The sequence below is a fragment of the Pseudomonas sp. MYb327 genome, assembly GCF_040438925.1.
Taxonomy (GTDB): domain Bacteria; phylum Pseudomonadota; class Gammaproteobacteria; order Pseudomonadales; family Pseudomonadaceae; genus Aquipseudomonas.
The window spans coordinates 668,175-687,220 of the sequence record NZ_CP159258.1 but is presented as its reverse complement, the minus strand read 5'-3'; the positions used below and the strand labels follow the sequence as shown (position 1 = coordinate 687,220).

The following is a 19,046-nucleotide window of genomic DNA, read 5'->3' as shown; positions in this document are numbered from 1 at the left end:
ATCACTGAGCCAGACAGGCCTCAGGCGCCAACTTCCCGATTAATACAATACAGTGAAGATGCGCGTTATGACTCGCAGGTCACGCTATTTTGCTGAATCAGCCCTGCGACAGGTTATTCGACCAACGACCAATCCAGCGGTGTTCCGCGCTTGATGGCCTGACGGGCGCGCTGCCCCAGAACGGTTTCAGCGTGTTTGGGGGCAAGCCCCAGGCCTGGACGAATGGCCCGCAGATTGGCGGTTGTGAAGGGCTCGCCGGCTACCATGTCCTGAGTCACATAGAGCGAACGGCGGTACACCAGAGATTTACGCTCGGCCTCGGTGACGCCGTAATGCACCTGCCCCATCGCTTGCCAGGCCCGCTCGGTTTCGATAACCAGGCTGGCCATTTCCGCTGGTTCCAGAGAGAAACTGGCATCTACCCCGCCAGCGGCTCGATCGAGGGTGAAATGCTTTTCTACCACCGTGGCGCCCAACGCCACCGCTGCAACGGAAACCCCGACGCCCATGGAGTGGTCAGACAAGCCCACTTCACAGCCAAACATTTCGCGCAAATGGGGAATGGTTCGCACGTTACTGTTGGCTGGCGTCGCCGGGTAAGTGCTGGTGCATTTGAGCAACACCAGTTCCTTGCAGCCGGCCTCTCGGGCGGCGCGTACGGTTTCGTCGAGTTCGGCGATGCTGGCCATGCCGGTGGAGATAATCAGCGGCTTGCCCGTGGCGGCGACCCGCCGAATCAGCGGCAAGTCGGTATTTTCGAAACTGGCAATTTTGTAGGCAGGCACGTCGAGGCTTTCAAGGAAGTCCACGGAGGTGTCATCGAAGGGAGTCGAAAACGCCAGCATGCCCAGCGCTTTGGCCCGGGCAAAAATCGGTGCGTGCCATTCCCATGGCGTATGGGCCTTTTCGTACAGCGCGTACAACGAGGAGCCCCTCCAGAGGCTATTGGGGTCCTTGATGAAAAACGCTCCGTCGCACATGTCCAGGGTCATGGTTTCGGCGGTGTAGGTTTGCAGCTTCAAGGCATGGGCACCGGCCCTGGCCGCCGCTTCGACAATCTGCAGCGCCACGTCGAGGGACTGGTTATGGTTGCCACTCATCTCGGCAATGATGAACGGCGGCGCTTCGTTACCGATCAGGCGCTCGCCAATCTTGAAGCTAGTCATTTCTGTGATCCTTCAATACGCGCGTGAACGCGCAAGCACTCTGGGTGAAACCGGCTTCGCGAAAAACCTTCAGCGATGGCTGGTTGCCGGGCATTATCGTCGCGTTGAGCAATTGCAGTTGCGGCCAATGAGCCATTACCAGGGCTTCGCCCCGCTCCAGCAGCGCCCTGCCCCATCCCAGGCCGAGTCGATCTTCGAACAGATAAATCGATACTTCGGCGGCAAAGCCGCGCACGTCATACCGCAACACGCCGACCGGACCATCATCGGCCTCAGCGATCAGCAACAGTCGCCTGGCGTTACTCAGGCTTGCGGTCAGCCAGTTCAGATGCGCAGGCCAATCGATCACGCCGCTCTCCAGCGACCAGCGTCGTACCGACTCAGCATTGCGTCCGTCAAACAGCAATTGGGCATCGGCCAGGGTCGCCGCACGCAAGTTCAGTACTGCGCCGGACAGCGCCGCCGCGACTCGCCTTGCACCACGGCCATCGACCAACTCTCGGGAACGTGCCGCCAGGCTCTGACGCAGGCCTTGATTGGCGGCGACAAAGCCGATAGCCAGACGCAGTTGCTCGATGCTGACCTGCTCGCGGGCGCCCATGAAAACATGCGCGCCCATCGCGGCCATCACGTCTGCGTTGGCCTGCTGGTTATTCGACACGGCAATACAAATCGTTGGCAGGCCCAGGGCCGCGCGCTCCCAACTGGTACCGCCACCAGCACCGATAAACAGGTCCGCTTCTTTAATCAATCGGTAAAAGTCGCTGACAAAACTGTGCAACCGCCAATTCGGACGACTCGCCGCCAGGACCTGCATCTGCGTCCAGGCGGGGTTATCCGCACCGGCGACAAAATCAACTTCCAGCTCATGAAAATCCGCCAGCGCCAGCATCGCGTGGTAAGTCTGCATGGCCGCATCAAAACCACCGAAATTCACCAGCACCCGCTTGGCCTGAGGCTTGATCTCTATAGCCGGACCACTGAACTCCTCGCGCAGCAGAGCGAACCGTGGGCCGAGCAACATCCGGCAACCGGGCGCCAGCGACACGTAAGCCTCTGCTGTACCTGAAAGGTTCTGGTTAAGCAGCAGATCGACGCTGTAGGTGCGGGTGGCGAGATCGTCCACCGCCGCGATTCGTGATGCCCAACGGCGGGCTGCGGTCTGCCAGTGATGATCGAGGCCGTAGTGGTCGACGATGATCCAGTCGAACGCCGCATGACTTTCCAGCGCCTGCCCCATAGCCACAATGTCCGCCTGCCACGGCAGCAGGGATTCGATCGCTTGCCGGGGGTCTTCACCGTCATAGCAGCCGGCGAGCGCGAAGGTTTCGAAGCCTTCGGCCTGCAACGCCTCCAGGCGATGCCCCGGCAACAGACGACAGGCGAAGGCGACGTGACTGCCCTGCTCGCGCAACACTCGAGCCAGGGTCAGGCAGCGGGCAATGTGGCCGCTGCCAATGGTGGGCGACGCGTCGGCACGGATCAGCACCCTCATTGCAGTTCACCACCCGCCTTCAGGGCGGCGTAGAGGTATTCGGCACGTTTCCAGTCTTCAGGCGTGTCGATGTCCTGCACCAGGAAACGCGGGAGAACCACCGGCAGGCTTATTGGTGAATACAGCACCTCACCGCTCGACCAGGCACCGCTGCGTCCCCAGTAAAACTGCCCCGCGTCCTGAAACGCCGACGGTAAATCCTGCGAGCGGGTGTCGCGAAACTCCGGGTAAAGCGCGGTCAGGGCGCCCTGTTCGTCAACGGTCAGGGCTCGCTGTACGGGAAAACCAAAGTCACACACCGAGAACGCATAGGACTTGTCCGGATGTTGTTCCAGCAGTTGCAGCCCCTGCCGGAGAAAGCGCGCTTGCAACAGCGGCGCAGTGGCATAAATGCAGCAGGCGTAATCAAACAGGTTGCCTTGCTCGCGCAGGGCTTGCAGTGCATGGACAATCACTGCGGCAGTTCCGGTGAAATCGTCGGCCAGTACCGCCGGGCGCATGAACGGCACCCGCGCGCCGTGCGCGCGCGCCAGTTCGGCGATTTCTTCGTCGTCGGTACTGACCACAACCTGAGAGAACAGTCCTGAGTCGACGGCCGTTTGAATCGAGCGGGCAATCATCGGCACGCCGTCGAACGGCTTGAGGTTCTTGCGTGGTATGCGCTTGCTGCCACCGCGAGCGGGGATGATTGCGACGCTGTTCAAGGGCGTTTTTCCAGAAGAAACCAAGTGATATCGTCCACCGGAAATTGCGGATCGCGATGGTAGCCAAAACCATAATCGACCAGTTGCAGGTCGTCATGACGATCGAGCATTTCACCGGCAAAATCACGCTTGAACAGCTTGCCGCTGTTTCCGCGATAGGAGACTTCGACTGGCGACGGGTTGTAGTACTCGGCGATTAATATGTAACGCCCGCTCAACGCATACAGTTGCGCATAAGCAGCCGGCAGCAATTCCGGCGCCAGGTGGATCAGCACACCTTTGCTCAGAGTCAGATCGAAGGTGCGTTCTCGGGGAAAATCAAAGAGTGAACCGTGCCAGATCTGCGCTATATCCAACGCCTGGGCCTGGGCACAGGCATTGGCGTTGATCTCGACGCCGAACAATTCGCACCGGGGCAGCAGTTGATGCAATGCCTGCAAATTGTTCCCGGCATTGGTGCCCAGCTCCACTACGCTTTCTATCCGTCCAGCTCGCGCCAGCGCCTTGGCAAACAACGCCAGATTGGCCGCCACCAGCGGTTGTCCGACGTTACGCTCGACGTATTGGTTGCCGAAGTCACCCCGCCAGAATTTTTCCTGCTCGGTCAGTTCACGCATTACCCAACTTCCATCCCGCCGCAGGGCGGCAATTATTCGGTCAACCGTCGCAGTTGCTCCACCACATAGTCCTGTTGCTCATCACTGAGCAATGGAAACAACGGCAGACTGATAGCTTCGGCGTAGTAGCGTTCGGCTTGCGGGAAGTCACCCTCGGCAAATCCCAGTTCGCGATAGTACGGCTGCAAATGCACGGGAATGTAGTGCAGGTTCACCCCGACGCCTGCAGCGCGCAACCCTTCGAACACTTGCCGATGACTGAGCTTGATACGGTCAAGTTGCAGGCGCACCACGTACAGATGCCACGCCGACTCCGCCTCGGGCTGAGCACTGGGCAGGGTCAACGGCAAGTCCGCCAACAAACGCTCATAACGTGCCGCCAGCTCACGCCGACGTCCAACGAATTCATCAAGCTTGCTCAACTGCGACAAACCGAGGGCCGCCTGCAAGTCGGTGATGCGGTAATTGAAGCCCAGCTCCACTTGCTGGTGGTACCAGGGGCCGTGGCTGGGCTCGGTCATCTGTTGCGGGTCGCGCGTCATGCCGTGGCTGCGCAGGCGCTGCAGGCGTTCGGCGAGTTCAGGACAATTGGTCAGGACCATGCCGCCTTCGGCACTGGTGATGATCTTCACCGGATGAAAGCTGAACACCGTCATCGCCGCAAATTCACCACACCCCACCGGGCGTCCGGCGTAGCGCGCGCCGATCGCGTGGGACGCATCCTCGATCACCGTGAAACCATAACGTTCGGCCAGTCCGGCAATCCGGCGCATGTCGCAGCTCTGCCCGGAAAAGGCCACCGCCACCAGCACTTTTGGCAGCGTGCCGTCGAGCTCGGCTTGCGCCAGTCTGGCGGCCAACGCGTCGGCGTCGAGGTTCCAGGTCAGCGGGTCGATGTCGACAAAGTCCACCTCGGCCCCGCAATAACGGCCGCAATTGGCTGAGGCCAAAAAGGTGTTTGGCGTGGTCCACAGACGATCACCCGGCCCGAGCCCGGCCGCCAGGCAAGCAATGTGCAACGCCGCCGTGGCGTTGCACACCGCGACGGCAAAATCAGCCTCGCAGCGTTCGGCCATCGCCCGTTCAAAACGCTCGATGGTCGGCCCCTGGGTCAGCCAGTCGGACTGCAACACGGCGACCACCGCGTCGATGTCCGCCTGATCGAGGCTTTGCCGACCGTAGGGAATCATGCCGACAACCGCGCGTGCAGGTCGGCGATCTGGCCCACCGACAGGAAGTGCGGGTTGGTGTCGGAGCGATACTCGAAGTCTTCCCCGACCGGATGCCCGCGCTCGCCCAACTTGTCCACGGCGAAATCCACGTCGACGCTGGTGAAGCGGATCGACGGCTGGATCGTGTAGTGATCGGCAAACTCCAGGGTCATGCGCGCGTCGTCCAGCGGCACCATCAGCTCGTGAAGCTTTTCGCCCGGACGAATGCCCACCTGCTTGTGCGGCAGGTGCTCGGCCATGCCCAATGCCAGATCGACAATGCGAATCGACGGAATCTTCGGCACGAACACTTCACCGCCGTGCATGCGCGCAAAACTGTCGAGCACGAATTGCACACCGTGATCGAGGGTGATCCAGAAGCGCGTCATGCGTTCGTCAGTGATCGGCAGTTCGGTCGCCCCTTCACGGATCAGCTTGCTGAAGAACGGCACCACCGAGCCTCGCGAGCCGGCAACGTTACCGTAGCGAACTACGGCAAAACGGGTTTGCTGTTCACCGGCAATGTTGTTGGCGGCCACGAACAATTTGTCCGACAGCAGCTTGGTCGCACCGTACAGGTTGATCGGGCTCGCCGCCTTGTCGGTGGAGAGCGCGACGACCTGCTTCACACCGTTGTCGATGGCGGCGGCGATGATATTTTCCGCACCGTTGACGTTGGTGCGAATGCATTCGGTGGGGTTGTACTCCGCCGCTGGCACCTGCTTGAGGGCCGCAGCGTGCACCACGTAATCAATGCCGCGCATGGCCTGACGCAAACGATCGGCATCGCGCACATCGCCGAGGAAGTAACGCATGCACGGAGCATTGAACGTTTGCTGCATTTCGTATTGCTTGAGCTCATCACGCGAAAACACCACCACCCGTTTAGGTTGGTACTGCTCCAGCAAGCGACGGATGAAGTTACGCCCGAACGAGCCGGTGCCGCCCGAGATGAAAATCGATTTACCGTTGAACATGCCTTGAGTCCTCATACCTGTCCGCCAGGCTTACACGAGCAACTGCGCCCAGTTCACCGGAACGCTTTCACCCAGGGCAAAACCCTTGCCGTTCAGGGACAGATTGGCGTTATAGGCCTGGTCCTGAACAAAGGCCGCGGCCCATTTTTCACGCAGAGCTTCGAGGGCCTGTGGCGCCTGGGGTACTTCGCCGTTGTGAGCGATCCGAACCAGCGGCGTCCACACGTTGAGGTAACCCGCCTGACCGGCCTTGAGGCACAGATCGACGTCGCTGAACGCTTCGGCGAACGTGGTGGCGTCCAGACCGCCCAAGGTTTCGAACAACGCCTTGCCGATCATCAGGCACGCTTTCGATACCGCCGAGTAGTTCTGCTCCAGGACCAGGCGATGCATGTAGCCCTCGGCATCCTGTTTTTCACCGACGAACGCCGAAGCGACCGCGCCGTTCATGCCAAGGATCAGGCCAGCCTGGGTGACCTTGCCCTCGCGATCGATCAACTTCGGACCGACCACGCCGACTTCTGGACGCTGGGCGTGATTGAGCAGCGACTCGAGCCAGTTCGGGTTGACCACTTCACTGTCGGGGGCCAGCAGCACCAGGTACTCACCCTGTGCCTGCAGGATGGCGGAGTTGTACAGCGCCGCTTCGCTCAGGACCTGATCGGAGCGCAGGATGTTGACCTTCGGATGTTGATAGGTGCCGAGCCAGTCATTGACGTCAGCCGACTGATTCGGATTGACCGCGATCAGCACTTCATAGTGGGTGTAGCGGGTACGCAACAGCACGCTTCGCAGGCACTGTTGCAGGGCGGCCAGATCGTCCCCGGCCGGCACGATGATCGAGACCGCTGGACGCTCGTCGTGGCGATAGTCGATCTGATAGGTACCCGGCACCGGCGAAGTGATCTTGGCCTTGTAGCCACGGTTACCCAGGTGGCGCAACAACGCCTGACGCTCATGGGCGTTTTCTTCCAGCATCGGCGCCTGGGTAATCAGCAACGGTTCGTCGAGGTGGGCCAGCCCGTTCAGGCCGCCCTGCTCGATGATGCGCAGCAGCAAATCGAATTCCAGGGCCTTGCTGAAATCGGCCTCGTAACCACCGGCCTCGATCAACACGTCCCGACGAATCAGCCAGTGCCGCGCCATCAAGGCAGGCAGGCTTTGCAACAGGTCAAGGTTGAACCCTGGACGGAACACGTCTACCAGCGCGCCCTCCGTGGTTCGCTGAATTTCATCCGTGGCAACGGCACGGCAATCTGTTGCCGACAACAGCTCCAGACTGGCACGCAACAGACCGCCAGCAGTGAACTCATCGCCCGCTTCGGCCAGTAGCAGCCAATCGCAAGACGATTGACGAGCGCTCTGATTGAGTTTTTCAACGAAGTTTCCTTGCGTGACGCGGACAAAGTGCAAGGTGTTTCGCGCATTGGTTGCCGCCGGTGCAGCACCGGTGGTGAAGACCACGATTTTGAACGCCTTGCTGTGACCTTCGAGCAGACTGTCGAGGGTGACTTGCAATTTGTCGATGTCGTTGCCCAGGTCCAGCAAAAAGATGCCGAACTGTGGGCCACCGTCATTGGCTGCCAGATGCCGGGCAATCGACTCGGTGACTTGTGCATCGGGCTGGCGAGATTCAAGCCAATGGAGCAGTCGACCGGACAGCATTTTGTTGAAAGTCGGGTGATGCTTCTCGACTGACACCTCCTCTAAACGCGTGATCCAGTCACGCATCGCCTGTGCGTCTTCGTCTTCACCCAACAACTCCAGTTGGGCCACCAGACGTTCGCTCACCGTGCGATTGAATGCGTTGAGGTCGTGGGCCTGCCACAAACGATCGATCACACTTTCCGGCGTATCGTTGTTGCGGGCGCGCAGCAAGTGCTCCTGGCGCGTCCATACCCCTTCAAGTCCCTGAAGCTGTACACGACCGGCCGGCATGGTATGCAGCAGGAATTCGAACTGAGTCAAACGATCGAAAAACACTTGGTTGTAGAACGGCATCTCGACGTATTGCAACGGCCCGAAACGACGCTCCGGGACCTTGAGTGCGTTGTTCCAGGTGGACTGGAATATCAACTCCGCCGCGAGTGCCCGACCGGTTTGCAGGCTGTCGGTCATGGCCTCGAAGCTTTCCAGGGCAAATGCCTTGCGCTGCTGCAAATCGAGGTCATTGATACCGGTTGGCAGCGAGGCCAGGAACTCGGCAAAGGCTTCGCGTTCGGCCACCGACTTGGCGTCAGTGTAGGTCAGCGAGTGATACACCTCGGTGTTGTGCTCGGAAGTACCATAGTTGATCTCGCGCACCACATAGGCCGTCGGCAAAATCCGCGCCTTGGCGCTCGCCAACAGATAATACACGTGACCAATTTCCTGCCATTGGAAACTGGTGCCCGGCGGCAGTGCCGAATGCCATTTTTTCATCAGGTCGGTTCGGGTGACCGCATAAAACGGCGGCAGGTACTGATGCATGTAATCCAGCACACGGTCCTGCGCCCGCTCGGATGAGTAGTCTTCGCAGACTTTCTTGTCGCGACGGTAGTAGCTCACGCTGCCGGCAAGCGCCAGGTACATCAGGCAATAGCCATGACACATTGCGTAATCGCGATTGGCCTCCAGGAAGCCAACCGATTCGAACAGCGCGTCGTGCAGGATGAAGTCATCGTCGGCCGCCAGCACCATGTACGGCGTGGTCAGTTGCTCGACGCCGTAAGCGAGTTTGTCTTGCATGCCCCAGTAGGCGAACTGTGGGACGTGCTGGTAATCGACCGAGGAAAAGTCACCCTCCGGCCGCTCTGGAGTGGAGTCCAGTACCAGAACTTTGCAAGGCAAGGTGTTGTAATACTTCAACGCCCGACGCAAAAACGCCGGTCGATTGTGAGTAATCAGCACCACTGTCAACAGCTCGTTGAGTGGCAACGTGTGTTCAGAACTGTACTTGCCTTGCATAACCTCTCCTACTACCGGCGAATCGCCAAATAAACACTTTGATGATGTTGCTACTTAACGAACCCGACGCAGGTAGCCGTCCGGGGCGACGGTAATCAGCAGCTTGTTTTGCATTTGCTGGTCGATATCGAAGTCGACGTTTTCTTCCAGGTATTTCCACACGGCGGTTTTCGGGTTGTCGCCCAGACCCCAAGGACGGTCGGGGAAAGAGTCGGCCGGCATGTCTTCAACCACGGTGTCCATTACCGCGCAGTAGCTGCCTACGGAAACCAGCGGCGCGTAGAGGCGCAACTCTTCCAGCACGTGGTCGTGGGTGTGATTGGAGTCGAGCACCACAATGACTTTCTTGCCTTGTGCCGCGGCGCGTACCTGAGCAGCGATCGCAGGGTCGATGCTCGAACCTTCGATCATTTTGATGCGCTTGCTCATCGGGTGGCTTTCGATGGCTACGCGGTTGTGCGCACGGATGTCCACGTCAATGCCCAGCACTTCGCCGTGGCCTTGCAGTTCCAGAAGGGACGCGTAGTAGATGATCGAGCCGCCGTGGGCGATACCGCATTCGATCACCAGGTCTGGCTTGACCTGCCAGATGATCTCTTGCATGGCAATCATGTCTTGTGGCAGCTGAATGATCGGCCGTCCCATCCACGAGAAATGGTAGCTGTACTTGTGCTTGGCAGATTCGTTGTAGAAATCCCGCGCCAGACCGACGAGTTTCTGGTTGTCGCCCTGAGCGGCAATCTGTTCCTGGCATTCGGCTTCGAAGGCTTTATTGATGGTGTTGTCAGTCATTTTAGAATCTCAATAGTCACTAGAACGAAGCGCTGTCGATGGCGTGATAGACAGGCGTCCATCGGTCATCCGCTTGATTTCTTCGAGGTTGTTGGATTTCATCACAAACGGTTCGCCCCTTCTGCAACGCGGCCACGGCCGCTTGCGGCAAGGACATCCGCACGCCGCCCAGGCGCAGTCAAGGCGTAGGCGAAAATTCGGTTTTGCAATTCCGGTAGGTCGGTGTCCCGATACAATTCATGCCCCATGCTCTGCTCCCAGCAGCTGCTGCAAGCGGTCTGCTACACCCCAGAAAGCCATCGGTTCGTGGGTCGGGTATGGGTAATGACCGAGATTCAAGCGGATCGACGCGTCGCGTTCGTGCAGGCGTTGCTCTACCAGTGCCCGAACCGAAATTGGTCGGCCGCTGGAACAATTGATCACCCCGTTGAAGTTGCGTTGGTGCAGGATCGATGCGAGGTAACCGGCGGTGGTTTCGATCGGCAGGTAATCGCGCAACTGTTCGCCTGCCGACATGTTGAAGCTGTCGTCCCCGGCATCGATCGCACGGTCCAGCGCTGCCAACAGGCTGTTGGGGTTCTGGCCTTCGCCGTGCAGGTAAAACAGACGCGCCCATTGCAGGGTGAACGGCTGCAGTCGTTGCAGTTGCTCTATGAACAGGCGCAGGGTGTTCTTTGCCAATCCATAGGGATTACCGGGCTGCGGCTCGGTCTGCTCGCTGAGTGGCCCGCTCTGCATGCCATATTCAAAACAGGTGCCGGTGACCAGCACCTGGGCCACGCCCGCCTCGACCGCGCGCTTGATGAACCGATAGTCGGCCATCAGGTTGTGCTCGAAATGAAACAACGCCTGATAGTTCGGCAGTCCCGGCCACGCCAGATGCGCCAGGGCATCGATGTTCTTGGTCAACGCGGCGACATTCAAGTCGTCGGCGTCAATATCCGCCGCGATGAATTCCACGGCATTGATCCACGGCAAACCCGCGGCGGTCTCGGCGTTGCGCGCCACCGCGCGAACTTCGCAGCCGCGGGCGAGCAACGCCGCAACCAGATGTCGTCCGACAAACCCGGTGGCCCCGGTCACCAGCACCTTCACAGGACGGTCAACTCAGGCACGGCAATCACGAAACGGCCATCCCACCGACGGACATTGGCCAGTTGCTGACTAACTTCGTGCAGCAGATTCCACGGCAGCACCAAGACGTAATCCGGTTTTTCGATATCGATTTGCGTCGGCGACACGATCGGAATGCGACTTCCCGGCAGGTACTTGCCCTGCTTGTGCGGGTTGGCATCGGCGACCCAGGCCAGCAGGTCCGGTCTGACCCCGGCGTAGTTGAGCAAGGTGTTGCCCTTCGCGGCGGCGCCATAGCCAACCACTCGCTTGCCATCGGCCCTGGCCTGCAACAAGAAGCGCAACAGTTCGTGCTTGATGCGTTCAGCGGCTGGCGCGAGGGTTGCGTAATACTCGAGTGTTTTCACTCCGGCTGTGAGTTCGGCCTGCAACTGCTGCTGTACCGCCGACTGCACCTGACGACGCTCGCCATCCAGGCGCTGTACGAACACCCGCAGCGAACCGCCATGGGTCGAGAGCTGGCTGACGTCGAACACTTGCAGGCCATTGCGTTCGCACAAGGCCTGCACGGAAGTCAGGGACAGGTAGGAATAGTGTTCGTGATACAGCGTGTCGAACTGCTGCCCGGCCATCAGCGTCAGCAATTGCGGAAATTCGAAGGTCGCCACACCCGCCGGTTTGAGCAAGGTCGCAAAACCGCCGAGGAAATCGTTGATGTCCGGCACATGGGCCAGCACGTTGTTGGCAGCCATCAGGTCAGCGCCCCAGCCTTCGCTGATCAACTGCGCAGCGGTGTCGCGACCGAAAAACAGTTCACGAATATCCAGGCCTTTTTCCCGTGCCGCTTGCGCGGTGCTGCGGGTCGGCTCGACGCCCAGGCACGGAATGCCGCGCCCCGCCACGTACTGCAACAGGTAACCGTCATTGGCGGCAATTTCCACCACACGGCTGTCAGCGGTCAGGCCGAAGCGCTCGACCATCTCGGCCACATACTTTTCGGCATGGGCCAGCCAGGTACTGGAGAACGAACTGAAGTAGGCGTACTCGGCATCGAACAGGCTGTCGGCGCGGGTGTAATCCTCGGTCTGCACCAGCCAGCACTGCTGACATACCGCGACCTTCAAGGGCACCCATTGCTCGGCCTGCTCCAACTGATCGGCGCGCACGTAGGCGTTGGACGGCGGCGACGTGCCGAGGTCAATCAGCGGCAAGGCCAGTGGAGTCGCGCAACCACGGCAGTTCATAAACGCACTCCGGCAAAGTATTCATCAAGGGACGGATGGTTGGCATCCCGCGCCGACAGATTATTGACAGGCAGCGGCCAGGCAATCGCCAACCGCGGGTCATTCACCGACAACCCACCTTCGTGTTCGGGTGTGTAATCGTGGCTGTGCAGGTAAAGCATCTCGGCATCGGCACTCAGGGTCTGGAAGCCGTGGGCGAAACCGGCAGGGATCAACAGGCTGCGCCCATCGCCAGCTCGCAGGTGTTCGGCGTGCCAGTGCAAAAAGGTTTCGGAGTCGGGGCGCAAATCCACTGCCACATCCCACACGTCACCGCGCAGGCAGGTAATCAATTTTGCTTCAGGCGCCTGAGCAGTCTGATAATGCAGGCCGCGCACGGTGCCGCGCTCGCGGGTGCAGGAATGATTGATCTGACGAATGTGAAACGCATGGCCGAAAGCGCTCAGGCTGCCTTCGCAAAACAGCCGGGCGAAGTGCCCGCGCTCGTCTTCGAAGCGTTTGTGCTGCACGCTGAACAACCCGTCCAGCGGCAACGCTTTCAATAGAAATTCACTCACAGCGCGCCTCGGTACTGGTTCAATTGGCCCAGAGTGATAGCGCGCATGTCGTCACCGTTCTGCCACGCCATATGCCAATCCAGCGTCTGAGTCAGGCATTGCTGCAAGGACCAGCGAGGTTGCCAGGCCAGCAATTGACGGGCGCGGCTGCTGTCCAGGCGCAACAGCCCGGCTTCATGCATCTCGCTCGGTTCGATGCGCAAGCCACGTGCTTGCGGCCAACGATGGGCAAGCAACTCGACCACCTCGCCGACACTGCACATGTCCGCCTCGCTCGGACCGAAGTTCCACGCACCGGCGAACTGCGGGCCTTGCTCATACAGACCGGCGGCCAGCTGCAGATACCCGGCCAGCGGTTCCAGCGCGTGCTGCCACGGGCGCACGGCTTGCGGGTAGCGCAGGGTCACGGGCTCGTTCGCCGACCACGCCTTGAGGACATCGGGAATCAATCGCTCCGGTGCGAAATCACCTCCCCCCAGCACGTTGCCGGCGCGCGCCGTAGCCAGGGCGAGGCCGTGGTCGGCATGCTTTTCAGCAGGGAAGAACGACGCGGCATAGGATTGCGCCAGCAACTCGCAACACGCCTTGCTGCTGCTGTAGGGATCGTGACCGCCCAACGCTTCATTCTCGCGGTATGGCCACAGCCATTCCTGATTGGCGTACACCTTGTCGGTGGTCACCAGCACGCAGGCACGGACGCCGCCGACCTGACGGATCGCTTCGAGCAGGTTGAGGGTGCCCATGACGTTGCTGGAATACGTACCCAGCGGGTCGCGATAACCTTCGCGCACCAGCGGCTGGGCAGCGAGGTGCAAGACGATTTCCGGTTGGGTGTCGCCGATCAGTTCGAGCAAGGCACCGAGGTCACGCAAATCACCGCGCTGATCGTTGATGCCTTCGTGCACGCGCGCCAGTTCGAACAGGCTCGGCTCGGTGGACGGATCGAGGGAGAACCCGCTGACCTGTGCGCCCAGGCTTTGCAGCCACAGCGTCAGCCAACTGCCCTTGAAACCGGTGTGGCCGGTGACCAGAACCCGTTTGCCGCGCCAGAAGTCCTGGCTCAGTCCCATTGTTTCCATGGGGCCTCCCCGCTCTGCCACAACGACTCCAGGTGATTCTTGTCACGCAGGGTGTCCATCGGGTGCCAGAAACCGTCGTGCTGGAACGCTTGCAACTGTTGCTCGCTGGCCAGGGCCGCCAAAGGTTCGGCTTCCCAGGACGTTTGATCGTCGGTGATGTAGGGCAAGACTTTGGGCGACAGTACAAAGAAGCCGCCGTTGATCCAGCCGCCGTCGCCCCGTGGTTTTTCAGTGAAGCCCAACACCGTGTCGCCCTCGCGTTCCAGGGCGCCGTAGCGTCCCGGTGGCTGTACCGCGGTGACAGTGGCGAGCTTGCCGTGGCTGAGGTGGAAATCCACCAACTCGCCGATATTAAGGTCGGAAACGCCATCGCCGTAGGTGAAGCAGAAGGCCTTTTCACCTTCCAGATAACGGGCCGCGCGACGCAGACGGCCACCGGTCATGGTTTCTTCACCGGTATCGATCAGGGTGACGCGCCATGGCTCGCTGTAGTTCTGATGAACGTCCATGCGGTTGTTGCACATGTCGAAGGTGACGTCGGAGGTATGCAGGAAGTAGTTGGCGAAGAAGTCCTTGATCGCGTAGCCCTTGTAGCCAAGGCAGATCACGAAATCGTGGATTCCGTGCGCGGAGTACTGCTTCATGATGTGCCAGAGAATTGGCTTGCCGCCGATCTCGATCATTGGCTTGGGCTTGAGGTGCGACTCTTCACTGATCCGCGTGCCCAGGCCACCCGCCAAAATAACTGCCTTCATCCCCTTCCCCTCTTGTTCGTCACAGGGCTCAGCCAAGCTGTATCAAGCTTTTGCGGGCCATCTGGCTAAAACTTTTCATGCCGTTCAGGGCGCCTCCAGACTCACCGGAAGTGCTCGTTTTATGGCGATATGAGGGGGACTAGCAGGAATCGCGCCAGCTCTTTCAGTCCAGCACCCGGCGATACGACGAGAGGCTCAGGGCGCGCTTCTGCGGGAGCCGGCTGGCTGGCGATGGCGGCCCCGCGGCTTACCAGACCACATGCGTCATCGTTAACGACAATCGCCAGCAAGCCGGCTCCTACAGCAGAACGCATATATCACGAACAACGAGGTCGAGCGTTAGCTCGCCTCGCGGTGCTGTTGCGGTATCCGCCCCCTCGAGAGGCCGAGCGGAGGTTCTGCGCAGTGGGCAACCCGGCATGGATGCCGGGTTAGCCGCCCCCAGCCATGGATGGCCGATGGCGGCGGGCCCACGGAGCAGGACCGGAGCGAGGGCATGCCGAGCCACAGCGAGGCACCGAACGACAGGGGCAAAGCGCTTTGGTTACTTTCGCGCTTTTCGAAAGTGACTCGCTGTAAGAGCGAAACCGCCAGAAGCCGTTACCGCAGCAACGGATATGCACCCAGCAAGAAAATGGTTGGCTGTCGGGGCGCCATCGACAGCAAGCCGGCTCCTACAGGTTTGGCGGCATGGCTGTTGCTCGGCATTGCGTGAAGAACAAAAAAGGCAGGCGACTCAACGTCGCCCGCCTTGTCTGGACCAAAGCCCGAACGATCAGTCCGCGAGCCAGCCGTTTTCCCAGTAACGTAGATTGTCGCCGCGCAACACGTAGTCGCGCAAGACGGTCTCGCGCAGCTCATCACCCATGCGATAACTGGCATCCGGATCAGCCAGGTGCATGCGGATGGCTTGCAGCCACTCGTCCGTGGAATTGGTCTTGATTCGGGTACACGGCAAATAGCCGCGATAGGCTTCGGTGTCGGTGCAGATCACCGGGTAGCCACAAGCGCCATACTCCAGCAAGCGCAGGTTGCTCTTGCAGTCGTTGAAGATATGGAACTCCAGTGGTGCCAATGCCAGGTCCAGATTCAGGCTGGCCAGCTTCGCCGGGTAGACATCCAGCCCGATCACCCCATGGAACTCGTGCATGTACGGGCGTAGATCATCCGGGCACATGCCGAAGAATACCCAGTCGACTTCATTGGCCAACTCACGAACCACATCGGCAATGACCGCCAGGTCCCCGTGGTGACTGGTGCCGCCGCCCCAGCCGACCCGAGGTTTTTTCGAGGTGCGGCGCTGACTGCGCAGATCCGTCCACAAGTTGGCCGCGAGCATGTTCGGCACGACACGAATGTCGTTGTGCATGTCGGATAACGCATTACCCAGCGACTCGGTCGAGACCACGACGCGATCGCACATACCGATCGCCCCTCGCACCAGCCTCTCCATCTCATCCTTGCCCGGCATGTTGCGGATATGCGCATTGCGATGTGGAACGTGGATGACATAGTCATCGAGCTCGTAGATCCGCCGCGCATTGGAGTAGCGTTGCAGTGCGGGAATCTCGCTGATCGTCCCTTCTGAATAGCGACCTTGCAGGATGATAACGTCAGGCGCCTGACGCTCGATTTCAATGATCGACGGCATGCTGTAATGGATACGCCCGAAAGCCCGGCCTGCCGCTTCCAGCTCGAGCAAGGGCTGCGTCACCCGGTAGTGACCAATGGCAGATGCATTGATGGGCACCGCGAGAATTTTGGGCAGATGTTCGTTGGAAAACGGGCTCCAGCCTGTACGCAGGCCTGGCTCGAGACTGAAGCTGGAGCCACCGAGCCCATGCAACGACATATTGACGTTGTAAGCCGGATCACGGGCAATCAGCGGTAACCACCGTTTGTAGAATACCTCCTGTTCCTGGGCACGCGAAGTCTCCTCGTCCGCTTGCCCCACCACGGCCGGTTTCGCCCCCAGCGCCATTTGAGCAAAAGGTGTCCACACCACCAGATAACCTTCCTGGCCAACCCGCAGGCACAGGTCCACCTCGTGCAGCGACTGCGCCAGCTCCTGCTCGTCCAGGCCGCCGACCGCTTCGAACACCGCTTTGCGCACCATCAGGCAATCACCACCGACGGCACTCAAATTGTGAGCGACCTGCAACCGGTTCATGTAACCCAATGCCTGCAGAGACTCGCCGTAAAACGGCGCACCGGCCGGGCCCTGCAGACCAAGGATCAGGCCGGCATGCAACACGCAACCATCCGGGTTGAACAGCTTGGCGCCGACCACGCCGACTTCCGGACGCTGTGCGTGGTTGAGCAATTCATCCAGCCAGTCACCCTGGGTGATCACCGCATAAGGGTTGAGCAACAGGACGTAATCACCACGGGACTGGTTCACGGCGAAATTGCGCAGCGCCGCCACATTGTCCTGACGCTCACAGCTCACCACACGAATCCGCTCACTGCCCAACTGCGCCATAGCGGCGAACCAGGCCCGCGCCTCGGCGCTCTCGCTGCCATTGTCCACCAGCAGTAATTCGTACTCGCCGTAAGCGGTCTTCTCCAGCAGGGTCTCGACGCAACGCTGCAAGGCAATCGTCTGGTCCTGACTGGCAATGATGATCGACACCAGCGGCTGATCGGCATGCCGATAGTCGACACGATTGAGCAGCGCCGAACTGCCCTGGCGAATGTCATGGGCGACGCCAACACGTTGCAGGTGCGCCTCGAGCAACAGCCGATTGTTGTCGATCACGTCCGGCTGCGACAGCCATTTGCCCAGGTCGAACACCGACTCCAGCAACACTTCGGCGATGTGGCCGATCACCTGGGTGCCGTCATTCTCGACCATGCGCCACAACACATCGTGAGGTGCCAGTTCGCCGTACACCGAATCAAAACCGCCCAGCGCCAGGAATCGCTCGCGCTCGAACGCCAGGGCACGCCCGACGTAGGGGTAGCTGCGCATGAGGTCCAGGTTGAAATCGGGTTTGAACGCAGGCTCCACCGATTCCCCCTGTCGCAGTCCGCCCTCATCGCTGTACAGGCACGTCAGTGTGTGCGAGTGGGCGATCCGTTCGGCCATGACGAGCAAGGCCGGGGCCACCAGACGATCGCCGGCGCGCAGCAGATAGAACCAGTCGGCGCCTGCCAGTTGCGGCAGCAGATCGTTGATTTGTTGCTGCCAGTCATCTTGCAGCGGCAAACGGAAAACCCCTTCACTCAGCCTGGCCTCAGTACAGGCAGACGAAAGCACCAGCGTCAGCTCAGGCGCGTAATCCTGTTCCGCGAGCGCTTCCAGCGTGAGCTCCAGCGCAGATCGGCTGCCGTGCTCATCAATGATGACCGGGACGATTTTAGGCACATGCGGCCAACCGGCCAGCGTTTCCGACAACAGCTCTCGCTGCCCGTCGCTGAGACTGCGGCAGGAAAGCCACTGGCCATACAGCTCGGCGAAACTGACGCTGGCGATACCGACCTGGTAATCCTGAGTGGTCTGCCGGGTACCCAAGGTTCGGCTCAATGGCAACTCTTCCCAGACCCGGGGTGACTCGCCCGCCTTGGACAGCGGCAGATAGCGAACCCATCCAGGTGCAGGCGCCGACTCGCCGCTGCGGGCCTTGAGCATCTGCAACATCCATTGCCGCTCGGCCTCTACCGCGTCCTTCATGGCTTGCTGGCCGCTCAGCCGCTCCGGATACAGGCGCTCGACACTGAGGATGAGGTTGGACACCACCAGGTTGCCGCGCCGCAGCAGGCAAACGTACAGGGCAAAATCGAGGGTTGCGACGAAGCAGTGTCCTGGCTGGGTCAAGGCTGGCATCAGCTCCAGCACATCCGCGCGACGGAACAGCGCATTGCTGAATCCGCCGAGGATATTGACCGGGAAGTTCTCGAAGATCCCCAGCAGGTCTTCGCCCTTGAACAGCCCGCTCGCCGGGGAAAGCGGCGTGTTTTCGAGCCGCGACGGCAGCACCAGGTCATCGGCATCCCAGAACAGTCGCTGGGCCAGTACCAGATTCACCTCTGCATGATCGATGAGCGGCTGCGCCTGGCGCTCAATGCACGCCGAGAACAGTTGATCATCATCACAGAGAAACTTGATGAACTCGCCTTGCGCCTGCTCAAGGCATGCTTGCAGGTTACCGACCAGCCCCAGGGTGCGCGGATTGCGCACGTAGTGCACGGCGACTCCGGTTTGCTCAACCACCGAAGCGACGATGTCCTCGATCTCGTTGTCGCGACTGTCATCGCAGACAATGATCTCCAGATTGCCGTAACTCTGGGTCACGGCACTGCGCAAGGCCCGGTTGAAAAAGCGTGGGTTGAAGGCAGGAATGACCAGGCTGACAAGCGGAAGTGAATTCACGGCGGGCTCACAAGCGGTGCGGGTCCGCCCAGGACAGCGAGCCCTTTGAAACCGCAA

Annotated in this window: 14 protein-coding genes; all 14 read right to left on the bottom strand. The window is 60.3% G+C overall.

What is annotated here, in order from left to right:
* Nucleotides 1-113: 113 nt before the first annotated feature.
* On the bottom strand, nucleotides 114-1,166 hold the full coding sequence (gene pseI / locus ABVN21_RS03055; RefSeq protein ID WP_339553952.1) for a pseudaminic acid synthase: 1,053 nt from the start codon (nucleotides 1,164-1,166) through the stop codon (nucleotides 114-116).
* Nucleotides 1,159-2,661, bottom strand: a complete 1,503-nt coding sequence (gene pseG / locus ABVN21_RS03050; protein WP_339553953.1) for a UDP-2,4-diacetamido-2,4,6-trideoxy-beta-L-altropyranose hydrolase — start codon at nucleotides 2,659-2,661, stop codon at nucleotides 1,159-1,161. Before pseG ends, pseI begins: the two co-directional genes overlap by 8 nt.
* Nucleotides 2,658-3,365, bottom strand: a complete 708-nt coding sequence (gene pseF, locus ABVN21_RS03045; RefSeq protein ID WP_339553955.1) for a pseudaminic acid cytidylyltransferase — start codon at nucleotides 3,363-3,365, stop codon at nucleotides 2,658-2,660. The genes pseG and pseF overlap by 4 nt, the downstream gene beginning before the upstream one ends.
* The gene (locus ABVN21_RS03040; RefSeq protein WP_339553956.1) at nucleotides 3,362-3,982 is read right to left on the bottom strand and encodes a pseudaminic acid biosynthesis-associated methylase; all 621 of its coding nucleotides are present in this window, start codon (nucleotides 3,980-3,982) and stop codon (nucleotides 3,362-3,364) included. The genes pseF and ABVN21_RS03040 overlap by 4 nt, the downstream gene beginning before the upstream one ends.
* Nucleotides 3,983-4,014: 32 nt before the next feature.
* A complete protein-coding gene (gene pseC / locus ABVN21_RS03035) occupies nucleotides 4,015-5,172 on the bottom strand; it encodes a UDP-4-amino-4,6-dideoxy-N-acetyl-beta-L-altrosamine transaminase (RefSeq protein ID WP_339553957.1) in 1,158 nt (385 codons plus the stop codon).
* Nucleotides 5,169-6,170 (bottom strand): UDP-N-acetylglucosamine 4,6-dehydratase (inverting), encoded by a 1,002-nt coding sequence (gene pseB / locus ABVN21_RS03030; RefSeq protein WP_339553958.1) that lies wholly within the window; start codon nucleotides 6,168-6,170, stop codon nucleotides 5,169-5,171. Before pseB ends, pseC begins: the two co-directional genes overlap by 4 nt.
* 30 nt (nucleotides 6,171-6,200) lie before the next feature.
* Nucleotides 6,201-9,116 carry a TIGR00180 family glycosyltransferase gene (locus ABVN21_RS03025; protein WP_339553959.1) on the bottom strand — a complete coding sequence of 972 codons (2,916 nt, stop codon included), beginning with the start codon at nucleotides 9,114-9,116 and terminating at the stop codon, nucleotides 6,201-6,203.
* 54 nt (nucleotides 9,117-9,170) lie between these two features.
* Nucleotides 9,171-9,908, bottom strand: coding sequence for a cephalosporin hydroxylase family protein (locus ABVN21_RS03020; protein ID WP_339553961.1), 738 nt, complete (start codon nucleotides 9,906-9,908; stop codon nucleotides 9,171-9,173).
* A 237-nt stretch (nucleotides 9,909-10,145) separates the two neighbouring features.
* Nucleotides 10,146-11,003, bottom strand: coding sequence for an NAD(P)-dependent oxidoreductase (locus ABVN21_RS03015; protein WP_339553962.1), 858 nt, complete (start codon nucleotides 11,001-11,003; stop codon nucleotides 10,146-10,148).
* Nucleotides 11,000-12,226 carry a class I SAM-dependent methyltransferase gene (locus ABVN21_RS03010; protein ID WP_339553963.1) on the bottom strand — a complete coding sequence of 409 codons (1,227 nt, stop codon included), beginning with the start codon at nucleotides 12,224-12,226 and terminating at the stop codon, nucleotides 11,000-11,002. Before ABVN21_RS03010 ends, ABVN21_RS03015 begins: the two co-directional genes overlap by 4 nt.
* Nucleotides 12,223-12,783, bottom strand: a complete 561-nt coding sequence (gene rfbC, locus ABVN21_RS03005) for a dTDP-4-dehydrorhamnose 3,5-epimerase (RefSeq protein ID WP_339553964.1) — start codon at nucleotides 12,781-12,783, stop codon at nucleotides 12,223-12,225. Before rfbC ends, ABVN21_RS03010 begins: the two co-directional genes overlap by 4 nt.
* A complete protein-coding gene (gene rfbG, locus ABVN21_RS03000; protein ID WP_339553965.1) occupies nucleotides 12,780-13,862 on the bottom strand; it encodes a CDP-glucose 4,6-dehydratase in 1,083 nt (360 codons plus the stop codon). Before rfbG ends, rfbC begins: the two co-directional genes overlap by 4 nt.
* Nucleotides 13,844-14,617 carry a glucose-1-phosphate cytidylyltransferase gene (gene rfbF, locus ABVN21_RS02995; RefSeq protein WP_339553966.1) on the bottom strand — a complete coding sequence of 258 codons (774 nt, stop codon included), beginning with the start codon at nucleotides 14,615-14,617 and terminating at the stop codon, nucleotides 13,844-13,846. The genes rfbG and rfbF overlap by 19 nt, the downstream gene beginning before the upstream one ends.
* A 775-nt stretch (nucleotides 14,618-15,392) precedes the next feature.
* On the bottom strand, nucleotides 15,393-18,989 hold the full coding sequence (locus tag ABVN21_RS02990; RefSeq protein WP_339553967.1) for a glycosyltransferase: 3,597 nt from the start codon (nucleotides 18,987-18,989) through the stop codon (nucleotides 15,393-15,395).
* Nucleotides 18,990-19,046: the final 57 nt, after the last annotated feature.